Consider the following 13,762-nt stretch of genomic DNA (forward strand, 5'->3'; position numbering starts at 1 on the left):
AATATATTGAGACTTACTATAACCCTAAACGTCTGCATTCAGCTTTAGGGTATCTCTCACCTGTAGAATTTGAAAAAATAGTTACTAATTAGCTTAACTTTATGTCTATTTTTTCTTGACAAGTCCAATCTTTACTTAAAATATAATGTCCAACTTTTTGGGGTCAATACATCTTCCTTTCTTTTGAATTTAGGTCATGAAACCTATCAAAGATGTCAGGAGTCATAAGAATACTATCCAAAAGAGACTTTGCACTTACTCTACGAGTCTCATCTACAAAAGGGATACTTTCATCAGTTACATAATCAAATTCCGTAAAAAATTTTTCTTCATCTATTCTTTTGGTATCCTCTAAACTATTTATTGTAGTATGACGTGTTAACATATCAACAATTTCAACTGACAATTTCTCAGTTTCTTCATCTGAAATGCCCTCTTTGAAATTAATGTGATAGTTTTTCATTGGTAAGAAGAATTCTTCCAACGGAACATCTTCTAGATAGGATTTTGGTAAATCTACTTCAATGAAATTGTCAATTAAGTCCTTGACCATAAATCCTATTTTAAAGATACTATCGGTTTGTAACTTCCCCATTGCCTCAGGTATAATGCTATTAACAAAATGCTTATCATACCATAACTTAAATTTTATATTAATTTGATTGAAATAAAATTTAGGTTCCGAATCATTAAAAAATTCTGTAATGACGTGTACCTTAAACGAACTTACAATTTTTTTATTCAGCAATGCCCATACTATTTTAAACATAGAAACTACATCAATATCTTTATCAGAACTATCTTCAAACCTTCTTATTTTATACCACCTATAATAATCTCCAAAAATAGTAAATATTTCCCTAAATTTTTCATAAGTATCTGGAGAAATATCATCTTGAAATTCTTCTGATTTAAATGGAGATTGCATAACTGGGACTCTACTTGATAAGTTTTACCAGTACACGATGATAGACGAGGCCTACAGAGAGCGATTCATTTTCCCCTTCAAAGAGCAGAGCTCCCACTCCACTGTCCAATTTGTCAAAATGGCTATCAAACACTTTAGATACCAACCAGAAATCATTCAAACTGACAACGGCTTTGAATTCACTCATTTTAGGGAAACCGACAAGATTCATCCTCTGGACATCCTCTGTCAGTAGATCGGCAGTGAACATAAGTGTATCAGACCTAGGACGCCAAGACATAATGGAAAAGTCGAAAGGAGTCATCGTAATGACAACATGCGATTCTACCAACATCTCCAATTCTACTCCTACGACGATCTCATTAAACAAATGGAGCGCTACCTCTACAAGTCCAATCGACTACCCATGCAGACCCTTGACTGGCTCTCACCCATCGAAACAAGAAAAAAAACTAGAAGCAGCTAGCTCCTTCTAGAGAATAGCATATTCAGTTTCTTTCAATCCCTGTTTTGGTCTCACATCATTGACAAAGGTACACAAAAGTTGTTTGAGCTAGTAAAAATTTTATATAAGAAAAAGACCCCACCAAGCTTTTGCTTGGTGGGGAATGAAATCATTTTCCACCATATTTTCGCTGTTTGACATTGCTCAAAACCTTGCTACGCCGGGATTCCGCAATCAAATTGCGTACCCTTATTATTTAAGAGTAACTGAAGCTCCAGCTTCTTCAAGTTTAGCTTTGATTTCTTCAGCTTCTGCTGTTGCAACACCTTCTTTAACGTTTGCAGGTGCGCCATCAACAAGAGCTTTAGCGTCTTTAAGGCCAAGTCCTGTGATTTCACGAACAACTTTGATAACGCCAACTTTTTTGTCGCCTGCTGAAGTTAATTCAACGTCAAATGAATCTTTAGCAGCTTCTTCAGCTCCACCAGCAGCACCTGCTACAGCTACAGGAGCAGCAGCTGTTACACCAAATTCTTCTTCGATAGCTTTTACAAGGTCGTTCAATTCAAGGATTGAAGCTTCTTTAATTTCAGCAATAATGTTTTCAATGTTTAATGCCATTGTATTTTCCTCCAAAAATGTTTTTTAAATTGTATAATCTTCGAGCACTAGGCTAGTAGTAAACGTGTTAGGCCACGTCTTCTTTGCTTTCTGCAACTGCTTTGACAGCATATGCAACGTTGCGGACTGGCGCTTGAAGTACTGAAAGGAGCATAGATAGCATACCTTCGCGGTTTGGCAATGCAGCAAGTGCTTGGATTTCTTCTTTTGAAGAAGTAGCGCCTTCGATTGCTCCACCTTTAATTTCAAGTGCGTCTGCTGATTTAGCAAAATCATTGATGATTTTAGCAGGAGCAACAACATCTTCGTTTGAAAATGCTACTGCAGATGGTCCTACAAAGATATCTTTCATACCTTCAAGGCCAGCTTTTTCTGCTGCACGTGTTAAAATTGAGTTTTTGATAACTTTGAATTCAACATCCGCTTCACGAAGTGAACGACGTAGAACAGTATCTTGCTCAACTGTAAGACCACGTGAATCAACAACAACGATACTTGCTGCATTTTTCATTTTTTCAGCAACAAGTTCCACTTGTTCTGCTTTTTTAGCAATAATTGCTTCACTCATTAGTTTTACCTCCGTTATTATTTTGATGCTTAGGCACAAAAAAATCGCACCTAAACCTAGACACGAAAGTACAAAGACGTTATTTCAGTAATATCGTTTTGTGCCTCGGTAGGATGATTATGAGTCTGGCTCCCCTACTGTCTTAGGTCAGTTTCTTTCAAAACCTTATTCATTGTATCGCATCTGTTAAGTGCTGTCAAGTCTAAGAACCGCTAATTTTTTCCTATTTTAAAAAAATCAAAAGTTATCACAAAAAAACATTGACCTTTTTTGACCAAAAGAGTATACTATAAATAGAAGGTCAGTAAAGGTCAAACTTTAGTCCCTGAAGATTCTCCTTTTTTTCTGTTTTGTATAGAAAATAAAAAGCCTTCTTTTTGATCATAGACGTATCTATGAAATAGAAATTAAGTGAGGTACATCAAATGGCAAACTACTATAACAATGATCCTTTTAATCAAATGGATGATCTCTTTAATCAATTAATGGGTAATATGAATGGCTTTAATAGTGAGAAACGCCGCTATATGGTCAATGGTCGTGAATTAACACCAGAAGAGATTCAAATCTATCGGCAAACTGGCAAACTGCCTCAAACATCTACTGCTGCACAACAACCAAACCAAGCTAATCTTAAGCAAGATGGTATTTTAGCTCAACTTGGGACCAATCTCACTGAAGCTGCTCGGCAAGGTCAGTTAGATCCCGTTATTGGCCGCAATAAAGAAATTCAAGAAACAGCTGAAATTTTAGCACGCCGCACCAAGAATAACCCGGTTTTGGTTGGGGATGCTGGTGTTGGTAAAACAGCTGTCGTTGAAGGCTTAGCGCAAGCTATTGTGCACGGAAATGTGCCAGCTGCGATTAAGAATAAGGAAATTATTTCCATTGATATTTCTGGTCTAGAAGCTGGGACTCAATATCGCGGAGCTTTTGAGGAAAATATTCAAAAGCTAATCAGTGAAGTAACAACAGCTGGTAATATTATTTTGTTCTTCGATGAAATTCATCAAATGCTTGGCGCTGGTTCCACTGGTAGTGACAGTGGCTCAAAAGGCCTTGCTGATATAATTAAACCGGCCCTATCACGCGGAGAATTAACCGTTATTGGCGCCTCTACCCAGGATGAATACCGCAATACCATCTTGAAAAATGCTGCGCTAGCTCGCCGCTTTAACCAAGTAACAGTTAATGCGCCTTCTGCTGAGGATACCTTCCAAATCTTAATGGGTATCCGTAATCTATACGAAAAGCATCACAATGTCATTTTGCCTGACACTGTTTTAAAAGCTGCGATTGACTACTCCATCCAATATATCCCCCAACGCAGTCTGCCAGATAAGGCCATTGACCTGCTTGATATGACTGCGGCTCACTTAGCAGCCCAACATCCGGTAACTGATCTTAAATCTCTCGAAGAAGCCTTAAAGACTGCTAAAACAGAACAAGAACAGGCCGCCCAAAAAGAAGATTTTGAAACAGCACTCAAAGTAAAAAGTAAGATTGAAGATCTCCAAAAGAAAATCGCTAATCATGGTCAGGAGCAAAAAGCAACCGCAACGGTTAACGACATTGCACAATCTGTTGAGCGCTTGACTGGCATTCCTGTTTCTAAGATGGGCGCTAGCGATTTAGAAAGGCTCAAAGCCATCGGTGATCGCTTAAAAGGGCATGTCATTGGTCAAGATCAGGCGGTGGAAGCTGTAGCTCGCGCTATTCGACGGAACCGCGCTGGCTTTGATGATGGTAACCGTCCAATTGGTTCCTTTCTCTTTGTTGGTCCAACTGGTGTTGGTAAAACAGAATTAGCCAAGCAATTAGCAGTTGATATGTTTGGCTCAAAAGATGCCATTATCCGACTCGATATGTCTGAGTATAGTGATCGTACTGCAGTTTCTAAGCTGATTGGTACCACTGCTGGCTACGTCGGATATGATGACAATAATAATACCTTGACAGAACGCGTCCGGCGCCAACCTTATAGCATCATCCTCTTAGATGAAATCGAAAAAGCCGATCCCCAAGTGATAACCCTCTTGCTGCAAGTATTAGATGACGGACGTCTAACTGATGGACAAGGTAACACTATCAACTTTAAAAATACTGTGATTATTGCCACTTCAAATGCTGGCTTTGGCCATCCAGCAGGCAAGGATGATTCTGATACGGCGCCAGCTATTATGGACCGGATCGCCCCATACTTTCGTCCTGAATTCCTCAATCGCTTCAATGGTGTGATTGAATTTGCCAGTCTACAAAAAGAAGATCTCAAAGATATAGTTGAACTCATGTTGAGCGAGGTGCGTGAAACCATTCAAAAGAAAGGGATTAGCTTAGAAGTCAGCGAAGAAGCCAAACAAGAACTCATTCGCTTAGGCTATGACAAAGCTATGGGTGTTCGACCACTGCGCCGCGTCATCGAACAAGAAATGCGTGATAAAATCACAGACTACTATCTTGATCATCCAAACGTTAAGGAATTAACCGCAACTATGCAAAATGGTCAAATCACCATTACTGAAAAGACACACTAATGCCCAAAAGTCCAACAAATGATATTTAACATGTAGTCAAAACTGCATTGGGGTATACTACACCCCGCTAAAACCTTAAACTAATGATTAGCAGCTTAAAGGAAAGGTCCTGATACTGACCTTTCTTTAAGCTGCTTTTTTTGTGGGGTAAGCATCCAACAAATGATAGCCAGTTTACAATCAACTTGGTGAGATGATTTCACCCACAACGGACAAATGGTTATAAAACGCTTAAAGATCAGCTAGCCTCTTTATTAAAGATAACTAACAGCCGGTTTACCTTTTAAAAGATTTGGCTAAAGCCTTGCAAAACCAAATGCATTTTTTTAAGAAAAGCGATAAAATAGTACTGTTTAGATGTCACTATAGAAAGAGGATTAATCGTGCCAAGTCAAACTATTATGCCCCAAAATAGTCGCTTTAATGCCATTGCACTAGGCTTTATGGGTGGGGCTTTAGATATTTATTGTCAAATTCATTATAATTCCTTAGTCGCTACTCAAACCGGGAATATTTTATTACTCATTGCAAATATGCATAGTCAGGCACTTGCAGAAACCCTTATTCGATTGTGCTCCATTTTATTTTTCTCCCTCGGTTTTATCTTTGGTATTATTCTTAAAAACCATGCTAAGAGTGCTTTTTGGCGGGTGCATGCCATCGCTCCCTTGATGCTACTGACCTTCTTGCTACCTTTTCTACCCGAAACGAAATTGGTCTTAGTTAGTCTTTTAGCCATTGCTACCGGCATGCTTACCTTAACTTTTTCAGGAAGCCAAATTGAGACTCACTCCTATACCATCCTAATGACTTCAGGGAATTATCGCAAAATGCTCAGCTCCTGGTTTGCCTATCTCACTAGTAAAGAAAAATCTCCTTTGCTAAAACGCGAAGCGATTAATTACAGCCTGGTTGTTGGCAGCTTTGTCAGCGGTGCCTTTAGCATTTTTCTCTTAGAGCCGCTCTTACACCGAAAAACCATTTGGCTGGTTAGTTTGTCTTTAGTGTTAGTTATTTACCACTACTCTAGTAATGTTATTCGCTATAAACTTCACTATATTAATATTTAAAAAAACTTCTTGGTGTCAATCACCAAGAAGTTTTTATACTGATGCTAAAATAGCATCCCATGCTTCATCTAATCCTACTCGATTAACAGACGAAAAAATAATAAATTGGTCGGTTGGGGCAAATTGCAGCGCTTTTTGAATCACTGCTTGGTGCTTATTCCACTTGCCTCGAGGGACTTTATCAGCCTTTGTCGCTACGATAATCACTGGTATCTCATAATATTTGAGAAATTGGTACATTTGAATATCATCTTTTGTCGGCTCATGGCGTAGGTCAACGAGGCTGACAACAGCTCGCAGATTGTCACGCGTGGTCAAATATTCCTCAATCATTCTTCCCCATTTCGCTCGCTCTGTTTTAGAAACCTTTGCATAGCCATAGCCAGGCACATCAACAAAACGTAATTTATCATCAATATTGAAAAAGTTTAATAATTGGGTTTTGCCTGGTTTACTTGAGGTACGTGCTAAGTTTTTCCGTCCCAATAAGGTGTTGATAAAACTTGATTTCCCAACGTTTGAACGTCCTGCCATAGCAATTTCAGGTAGGTCATCTTGTGGATAATGTGCTTTATTCGCCGCACTCAACAGGATCGAAGCATTGTGGGTATTTAAGACTTCTTCGGTCATCTTAATCTCTCCCTCAAGCTGTTTCTAAAATGGGTTTTTCAGAACCATCTACAGCTGCTTTGGTAATAATGACTTTCACGGCATCTTCTTGGCTTGGAATTTCAAACATAATATCAAGCATGGTTTCTTCGATAATAGAGCGAAGCCCTCTAGCGCCAGTTTTACGTGCGATGGCTTTTTTGGCAATAGCTTCTAGGGCTTGGGTTTCAAATTCTAATTCAACACCATCATAAGACAATAGAGCTTGGTATTGCTTCACCAAAGCATTTTTTGGTTCTGTTAATATTTTAATCAGATCAGTGGTTGTCAACTGCTCAAGCGCAGCAATAACCGGTAAGCGACCGATAAATTCAGGAATAAGGCCGAATTTTTGAATATCCTCTGAAATGATTTCTTGCATATAAGAAGCCTTATCATCAAGTTTTCGGTTATTTTGGCCAAAACCAATGATCTTTTCACCAAGGCGCTGCTTGACAATCTCTTCGATACCATCAAAAGCACCACCAACAATGAATAAAATATTTTTGGTATCAATCTGAATCATCTCTTGGTTAGGATGCTTACGTCCACCTTGTGGTGGGACACTAGCAACCGTTCCCTCAATAATTTTGAGCAGGGCTTGCTGCACTCCTTCGCCAGAGACATCCCGGGTAATTGATACATTCTCACCTTTTTTAGCAATTTTATCAATTTCATCTACATAAATAATACCACGTTCAGCTCGTTCTACATTGTAATCAGCAGCTTGGATCAATTTGAGTAAAATATTCTCCACATCTTCTCCCACATAACCTGCTTCAGTCAATGATGTGGCATCAGCAATAGCAAAAGGGACGTTTAAGCTTTTAGCTAGAGTTTGAGCTAGGAAGGTCTTACCAGACCCCGTTGGTCCGATCATTAAGATGTTTGATTTTTGCAATTCGACATCTTCATCTTGACTTTCAGGAAAGGAAACACGCTTATAATGGTTATAAACAGCGACTGCTAAGGCGCGCTTTGCTCGTTCTTGCCCAACCACGTATTGGTCCAAAGTGGCTAGGAGTTCTTTAGGCTTAGGTGTTTCTGCTAAATCCGCTAAAACTTCGTCCGCTAGTTCTTCTTTGATAATTTCCTGGGATAACTCGACACACTCATTACAGATAAAGACATTGTTACCTGCAATCATTTTTTTAACCTCATCTTGGCTTTTTCCACAGAATGAGCAATGAACCTTTACTTCTGTTGTTCGATTTACTGCCATAATTCCTCTATCTTTCTTTCATTACCACCAACTTAAAATAAAGTTCCAGAGAATGCATGGATGGTATTTACTAAATTGGTAAATGCATTCAATAAAAATAAGGTGCCTAACCCATATCGTTTCTTTCTAAGAGCGGTTAGGGCACACAATACACAAATAGCACATAAGCATGCTGTAAATACACCAAAAACGCTACGCTGCATGGTTTTTGCAAGCCTCCTTACTTTTTAACAAAAACAGAGACTGTGAAATCATGAGAATTCTTTTCGTCTTTTTCGTAGAAAAGAGCATCTTGTTCCTGGTAGTGACTGTAATCAAAAGTAGGGGCATAGGTATCACCTGAAAAATGCCCATGGACACGGGTACGAATCAATTTATCATAGTAGCCTGCAAAAGCCTCTAAGACCTTTCGCCCACCAATAATATATAAGGTTTTCTCTTGGGCATGATACCATTCAAGGGCTTTTTCCACTGAATTGACCACAATGACTCCAGGATAATCATAGGTAAGGTCTCTTGTTAAGACAAGTGTTTGCCGGTTGGGAAGTAAGCGCTGATTCATCCCATCAAAAGTCACCCGCCCCATTAATATAGCTTGCTGCCAGGTGGTCTTCTTAAAGTGTTGTAACTCCCGTGGCAGGTGCCAAGGTAGGGTGGCGTTTTGGCCAATAACCCCGTCTTCATCTTCTGCCCAGATGGCTATTATTTCTTTTGTCATTACCTTATTTCCTCATTATTAGCTCATTCTATTTTATCAAAATTTACCATTTTTTGCTTCCAAAAAGCAAAAGCTTTGCTTTGTCATCTTAAATTGCAAGATCAAATTTGAGTTGCGGTTTAACAGGAATATAATCAATTAACTCAAAATCACTTGCTCGAATATCATAGAAATTAGTGCCGTCTGGTACATTTAAAATAAGACGTGGCTGGCAATCACTCGGCTCTCTTCTTAATAATTCTTTGGCCTGCGGGAATTGGTTATCATAAATATGAAGATTATTAACAAAGTAATAGAAATTTCCCACTTGCCAACCAAAGTGCTTAGCAATCATCATTTGAAGAGCTACATATTGCATCGCATTAATATGATGTGCAACTAGCATATCATTAGAACGTTGAGTCAAAGTGGCATCCAAATACATGGTATCACCGACTTTTCGCACATCAAACATGGTTTGAAAAGCACATGGTAATAACCCATCAGTCGCTTCAAATGCTTCATAATCCCAAAGCGAGATGACATTGCGACGATTCCACGGATTTTCCGCTAATTGCGCTAAAATGTTATCAATAATATGGTGTTTTTTGACAACTGCTCCATACCGTTGACCAATAGTCCTTGTCTGACCAACTTCCCAATCATTCCAATAGTGCACCTTATATTTATCTTCTAACACATCCAAACTGTTTGTTTGGTCCTGATAAATCCATAAGATTTCCTTAATGGCCGACTTGATAGGAATAGGACGTAACGTCGTAATCGGGAATTCGCCCTTTGCTAAATCATACGTTGCAAAAACGCCGGTCACGTATTTCGAATGAGCCGTTTGGCCATTTTTATACTTTGGCCGCGCCTGCTGACTTAGGACGCCTTCTTCTAAAATTGTTTTTATATTGTCTTTAAAAATAATATCTGCTTTGGTCATCATGATACCTTTCTCAAACAGTTCATACTGTTTAATATTTTACCAAAAATCTTAAAAATAGCTAGAAGAAAAGGTTGAAGGCTGAGAGAAACCATTATTAATATGCTTTTGGATTTTTAAATCAGGCTCAATGGCCGAAAATATGGTAAACTATTAAAGGTAAAATTTCGATTTAGGAGAATGGAAGGCGAAAAATGAAAATTGGTATTGATAAAATGGGCTTTGCCACAAGCCAATATGTGCTTGAAATGGCCGACCTGGCCCTTGCTCGTCACGTTGATCCAGCTAAATTTAGCAAAGGCTTATTACTTGACTCACTCAGCATTACCCCTATTTCTGAAGATATTGTCACCCTTGCTGCTTCAGCAGCTAATGACATTCTTACTCAAGCAGATAAACAAGCCATTGACATGGTGATTGTCGCAACAGAATCTGGCATTGATCAAAGCAAGGCCGCGGCCGTTTACGTGCATCAGCTACTTGGTATTCAACCATTTGCTCGCGCCATAGAAATGAAAGAAGCTTGTTACAGTGCTACTGCTGCTCTTGACTATGCTAAATTACATGTGGAAAAACACCCTCAGGCCAAGGTACTGGTCATTGCTTCTGATATTGCCAAATATGGTATTGGCACGGCAGGAGAGTCCACCCAAGGAGCTGGTAGTATTGCTATGCTTATCAGTGCAGATCCAGCCATCTTAGTCCTTAATGATCAGCGACTTGCCCAAACGCGTGACATTATGGATTTTTGGCGTCCTAACTACTCTTTGGTACCCTATGTTAATGGCTTATTTTCAACCAAACAATATCTTGACATGCTCCAAACAACCTGGACAGAATACCAAAAACGCTATGATACATCTTTAGCAGACTATGCTGCATTTTGTTTTCATATCCCTTTTCCAAAGTTAGCCCTCAAAGGTTTTCATAAAATCTCTGATAAGACCTTAAGTTCAGCGCACAGCCAGCGGCTAAAAGAAAACTTTGAACATTCCATCGCCTATAGCCAAAAAATTGGTAATTGCTACTCTGGTTCACTTTATTTAGGATTGCTGTCACTGCTTGAAAGCAGTCAGCAACTAAAAGCAGGTGACGCCATCGCCTTTTTCTCTTATGGCAGCGGAGCCGTAGCAGAGATTTTCACTGGCTATTTGGTCGATGGCTTTCAAAAACAACTCAAACCGCAGCAGCGCATGACAGAATTAGCACAGCGTAAGCGGCTATCAGTCGCCGAATATGAAACATTATTCTTTGAAGAAGCCCAGCTTGATGCCAAAGGCAATGCGAACTTTAAAGAATATCAAACAGGCCCATTTGCTTTTACGGCAATTGAACAGCATCAACGAATTTATAAGAAACGAACAAACTAATATGCCAAAACTATCCTGGACTGGTTTTTCCAAAAAAACGCCACAAGAACGCATCCAATTCATCAAAGAACACCTGCCAATAGCCAGTGCAACGAGTGATAGGCTACAAGAGCAAGAGCTCCTGTCTTTGACTACGGCTAATCAGATGACTGAAAATGTCATCTCTCGTATGGCCCTTCCTTTTTCTGTAGTGCCAGATGTCTTAGTGGATGGACAGCATTTCCACCTGCCTTATGTTACTGAGGAGCCTTCTGTTGTGGCTGCCGCTAGCTTTGCCGCTAGTATCATCAAACGCTCCGGCGGTTTTCAAACAAGCCTTCACAATCGCCAAATGATCGGTCAAGTAGTCCTCTACAATGTCCCTCATATGCAAAAGGCCCAAGCAGCTATTGCAGCAGAAACAAAAGCCCTACTAGCTATTGCCAATGAAGCCTATCCCTCAATTGTGAAGCGAGGCGGTGGTGCTAAAATGCTCACGCAAGAAGAAAAAGGCGATTTTCTTATTGTCTATGTGACGGTTGACACTAAAGAAGCTATGGGAGCAAATATGGTTAACACCATGATGGAAGCCCTCGCCCCTCGTCTCGAAGAGCTAACCGGAGCACCAAGTCTTATGGCTATTCTCTCTAACTATGCCACAGAGGCTTTAGTGACGGCCACCTGTACTTTAGAGTTACGTTTTCTCAGTCGTAATCAGCAAGAAGCTGTCACCTTAGCTGACAAAATAGCTCGCGCTAGCCAATTAGCCCAAGTTGATCCTTACCGGGCCAGCACACATAATAAGGGGATTTTTAATGGGATTGATGCCATCGTCTTAGCAACTGGGAATGATTGGCGGGCGATTGAAGCGGGCGCCCATGCTTATGCCGCACGAGATGGCCAATACCGGGGCTTGGCTACTTGGGATTATCTGCCGAATAAGGCCTGCCTTAAGGGCAGTCTAACGCTACCTATGCCAATTGCTACCAAAGGCGGCTCAATTGGCCTTAACCCAAGTGTCAAGACCGCACACGATCTCCTTGGTAACCCCGATGCCAAAACGTTAGCTTCACTTATTGTGGCCATTGGCTTGGCCCAAAACTTTGCTGCTCTAAAAGCCTTGGTTAGCACTGGTATTCAAGCTGGCCATATGAAGTTACAGGCTAGGAGCTTAGCCATGCTAGCTGGAGCAAAAGAAGCAGAAATTCCTCAGCTAGTCACCGAACTCTTACAGGCCAAGCATATGAATTTAGCCACAGCGCAAGCCATTCTTAAGACTTTAAAAAAATAACATAAACAACAGCCGGACTTTGCTGCCTCCCAAGGACTAGGGTTTCGCCCTAAGCTTTGAATGTGGTAGATATTGTCCGCTTTTTTTACCCATCTAACAGCTAGTCTAGAGTTTTTTGCTGCTAACTAAATCCTCTAAAAATTTGACCTTGACGTATATTATTATAAGTGTATAATCTAGTTATAAAGACTAGATAAAGGAGTTTTAATAATAAATGACTCAACCCATTCCTCAGTGGAACCAATTGCCCCAACTTGATTTGTATTTAGATCAAGTGCTCCTCTATGTTAATCAAGTGACCAGCTCTGCTATTTTCCCTAAGGATAAAGGACTTACTGCTTCCATGATTAATAATTATGTCAAACATGGCTATATGCCTAAACCACAAAAAAAGAAATATAATCGTCAGGCCCTAGCACGTCTAATTGTTATTTCGATACTCAAACCGGTATTTGCCATTCAAGATATTAGTCGCTGTTTAGCAATTCTAACCGCAGATGGGCAATCAGAAACTGCTTACAATAGTTTTGTGGCCTGTATGAATGGTCAAGAGGTGGCAGACTTGCCCCCTATCATCACTTATGCCTGTCAAACCCTTAATTATTACCAAAAAACACAAGCTTTAGTGTTACAGTACCAAGAAGGAGAGCAAGATGTCTAAAGATCTTTCTGCTAAATTAAGTCTGCCTTTAACCTTTGGTGAAGAGCTAGCAAATAGTGTGACGCATGGTGTTGGCGCTCTGATGATGCTGCTGCTTCTACCACTAACGGCTATCTATAGTTTTGAACATTTTGGACTGAAAAACGCCATTGGTACCGCAGTTTTTGTCATTGCCCTCTTTTTAATGTTTTTATCTTCGACGATTTATCATGCCATGGCTTATAATAGCCTGCAAAAGTACATTCTTAGAATGATTGATCATTCCATGATTTATATTGCTATTGCAGGGAGCTACACCCCTGTTGCCCTGTCTTTGGTGGGAGGTTGGTTAGGCTATCTCATTATTGTCTTACAGTGGTCACTTACACTATTTGGCATTCTTTATAAAATTTTTGTTCCTACAATTAATGAAAGATTTAGTTTGATACTCTATTTGCTCATGGGATGGTTGGTTGTTTTTATTTTTCCAGCGATTATCACCAAAACGGGCCCTATTTTTTGGCTCTTACTGCTGGCTGGAGGGCTATGTTACAGTGTTGGGGCATTCTTTTACGCGCGCAAGCGCCCCTATGATCACATGATTTGGCATTTATTTATCTTGCTGGCCTCAGCCTTGCAATATATTGGTATTGTCTATTTTATGCTTTAAAAACCCTTACAGCTACCATTTTTTGATGAAAGACCCGGTCACTTGTAGTCCTGGTCTTTATTTTTTGCCAAGATAAGCTGGCGCACAAAAAGAGGTGGCATCGGCTAGCTTTTCGCCCGAGAAAGCAAAA

14 protein-coding genes, 1 pseudogene and 1 other annotated feature are annotated in these 13,762 nt (G+C 39.9%); of the genes and pseudogenes, 8 read left to right on the forward strand and 7 right to left on the reverse strand.

The features are described 5' to 3' along the window. Window positions 1-5 precede the first annotated feature (5 nt). Window positions 6-92 (forward strand): IS3 family transposase, encoded by an 87-nt coding sequence (locus GWD08_RS08900; protein WP_369522499.1) that lies wholly within the window; start codon window positions 6-8, stop codon window positions 90-92. Window positions 93-163: 71 nt separating this feature from the next. Here the strand turns inward: GWD08_RS08900 and GWD08_RS03720 are convergent, their stop codons facing one another. After that, window positions 164-928 (reverse strand): hypothetical protein, encoded by a 765-nt coding sequence (locus GWD08_RS03720; protein ID WP_159564299.1) that lies wholly within the window; start codon window positions 926-928, stop codon window positions 164-166. Between GWD08_RS03720 and GWD08_RS03725 the strand changes: the two are divergent. Then, window positions 924-1,394, forward strand: a pseudogene (locus GWD08_RS03725) (DDE-type integrase/transposase/recombinase); the annotation flags it as partial. The gene GWD08_RS03720 and the pseudogene GWD08_RS03725 sit on opposite strands and share 5 nt — an antisense overlap. 231 nt (window positions 1,395-1,625) lie before the next feature. Here GWD08_RS03725 and rplL read toward each other — a convergent pair. Further along, the gene (rplL, locus tag GWD08_RS03730; RefSeq protein ID WP_159543915.1) at window positions 1,626-1,994 is read right to left on the reverse strand and encodes a 50S ribosomal protein L7/L12; all 369 of its coding nucleotides are present in this window, start codon (window positions 1,992-1,994) and stop codon (window positions 1,626-1,628) included. A gap of 67 nt (window positions 1,995-2,061) precedes the next feature. Then, a complete protein-coding gene (rplJ, locus tag GWD08_RS03735) occupies window positions 2,062-2,562 on the reverse strand; it encodes a 50S ribosomal protein L10 (RefSeq protein ID WP_159543824.1) in 501 nt (166 codons plus the stop codon). Window positions 2,563-2,591: 29 nt separating this feature from the next. Further along, window positions 2,592-2,727: a sequence feature (ribosomal protein L10 leader region), on the reverse strand. Between the two features lie 260 nt (window positions 2,728-2,987). On the opposite strand from rplJ, the gene GWD08_RS03740 reads away from it, so the two are divergent. Continuing rightward, complete coding sequence (locus tag GWD08_RS03740; RefSeq protein WP_159564301.1) at window positions 2,988-5,096, forward strand: AAA family ATPase; 2,109 nt, start codon at window positions 2,988-2,990, stop codon at window positions 5,094-5,096. A 383-nt stretch (window positions 5,097-5,479) separates the two neighbouring features. Continuing rightward, window positions 5,480-6,166: a YoaK family protein gene (locus GWD08_RS03745; protein ID WP_331461840.1), complete on the forward strand. Its 687-nt coding sequence runs from the start codon at window positions 5,480-5,482 to the stop codon at window positions 6,164-6,166. Window positions 6,167-6,199: 33 nt separating this feature from the next. Here GWD08_RS03745 and yihA read toward each other — a convergent pair whose 3' ends face one another. From yihA to GWD08_RS03770, 4 genes are all read right to left on the reverse strand, one after another. Beyond that, window positions 6,200-6,796 (reverse strand): ribosome biogenesis GTP-binding protein YihA/YsxC, encoded by a 597-nt coding sequence (gene yihA / locus GWD08_RS03750; RefSeq protein ID WP_159559603.1) that lies wholly within the window; start codon window positions 6,794-6,796, stop codon window positions 6,200-6,202. A gap of 13 nt (window positions 6,797-6,809) precedes the next feature. Continuing rightward, window positions 6,810-8,036 (reverse strand): ATP-dependent Clp protease ATP-binding subunit ClpX, encoded by a 1,227-nt coding sequence (gene clpX, locus GWD08_RS03755; protein WP_159543831.1) that lies wholly within the window; start codon window positions 8,034-8,036, stop codon window positions 6,810-6,812. A 220-nt stretch (window positions 8,037-8,256) separates the two neighbouring features. After that, a complete protein-coding gene (locus GWD08_RS03765) occupies window positions 8,257-8,754 on the reverse strand; it encodes a dihydrofolate reductase (protein ID WP_159543836.1) in 498 nt (165 codons plus the stop codon). A gap of 88 nt (window positions 8,755-8,842) precedes the next feature. Beyond that, window positions 8,843-9,682: a thymidylate synthase gene (locus GWD08_RS03770; RefSeq protein ID WP_159559686.1), complete on the reverse strand. Its 840-nt coding sequence runs from the start codon at window positions 9,680-9,682 to the stop codon at window positions 8,843-8,845. A 194-nt stretch (window positions 9,683-9,876) separates the two neighbouring features. Between GWD08_RS03770 and GWD08_RS03775 the strand changes: the two genes are divergently transcribed. From GWD08_RS03775 to trhA, 4 genes are all read left to right on the forward strand, one after another. Next, entirely contained in the window at window positions 9,877-11,052 is a 1,176-nt protein-coding gene (locus GWD08_RS03775; RefSeq protein WP_159564303.1) for a hydroxymethylglutaryl-CoA synthase, read from the forward strand. A 1-nt stretch (window position 11,053) separates the two neighbouring features. After that, window positions 11,054-12,322: a hydroxymethylglutaryl-CoA reductase, degradative gene (locus tag GWD08_RS03780; RefSeq protein WP_159564351.1), complete on the forward strand. Its 1,269-nt coding sequence runs from the start codon at window positions 11,054-11,056 to the stop codon at window positions 12,320-12,322. A gap of 214 nt (window positions 12,323-12,536) precedes the next feature. After that, window positions 12,537-12,983 carry a DUF1836 domain-containing protein gene (locus GWD08_RS03785; protein ID WP_159543840.1) on the forward strand — a complete coding sequence of 149 codons (447 nt, stop codon included), beginning with the start codon at window positions 12,537-12,539 and terminating at the stop codon, window positions 12,981-12,983. Then, window positions 12,976-13,632, forward strand: a complete 657-nt coding sequence (gene trhA / locus GWD08_RS03790; protein WP_159564305.1) for a PAQR family membrane homeostasis protein TrhA — start codon at window positions 12,976-12,978, stop codon at window positions 13,630-13,632. Before GWD08_RS03785 ends, trhA begins: the two co-directional genes overlap by 8 nt. Window positions 13,633-13,762 lie beyond the last annotated feature (130 nt).

The sequence above is a fragment of the Streptococcus halichoeri genome, from assembly GCF_009870755.1.
GTDB classification, from domain to species: Bacteria; Bacillota; Bacilli; order Lactobacillales; family Streptococcaceae; genus Streptococcus; species Streptococcus halichoeri.

Coding starts and splice junctions, on each gene's coding strand:
- GWD08_RS03720 (WP_159564299.1), bottom strand. CDS start 928: ATGCAATCTCCATTTAAATCAGAAGAATTTCAAGATGATATTTCTCCA.
- rplL (WP_159543915.1), bottom strand. CDS start 1,994: ATGGCATTAAACATTGAAAACATTATTGCTGAAATTAAAGAAGCTTCA.
- rplJ (WP_159543824.1), bottom strand. CDS start 2,562: ATGAGTGAAGCAATTATTGCTAAAAAAGCAGAACAAGTGGAACTTGTT.
- GWD08_RS03740 (WP_159564301.1), top strand. CDS start 2,988: ATGGCAAACTACTATAACAATGATCCTTTTAATCAAATGGATGATCTC.
- yihA (WP_159559603.1), bottom strand. CDS start 6,796: ATGACCGAAGAAGTCTTAAATACCCACAATGCTTCGATCCTGTTGAGT.
- clpX (WP_159543831.1), bottom strand. CDS start 8,036: ATGGCAGTAAATCGAACAACAGAAGTAAAGGTTCATTGCTCATTCTGT.
- GWD08_RS03765 (WP_159543836.1), bottom strand. CDS start 8,754: ATGACAAAAGAAATAATAGCCATCTGGGCAGAAGATGAAGACGGGGTT.
- GWD08_RS03770 (WP_159559686.1), bottom strand. CDS start 9,682: ATGACCAAAGCAGATATTATTTTTAAAGACAATATAAAAACAATTTTA.
- GWD08_RS03775 (WP_159564303.1), top strand. CDS start 9,877: ATGAAAATTGGTATTGATAAAATGGGCTTTGCCACAAGCCAATATGTG.
- GWD08_RS03780 (WP_159564351.1), top strand. CDS start 11,054: ATGCCAAAACTATCCTGGACTGGTTTTTCCAAAAAAACGCCACAAGAA.
- GWD08_RS03785 (WP_159543840.1), top strand. CDS start 12,537: ATGACTCAACCCATTCCTCAGTGGAACCAATTGCCCCAACTTGATTTG.
- trhA (WP_159564305.1), top strand. CDS start 12,976: ATGTCTAAAGATCTTTCTGCTAAATTAAGTCTGCCTTTAACCTTTGGT.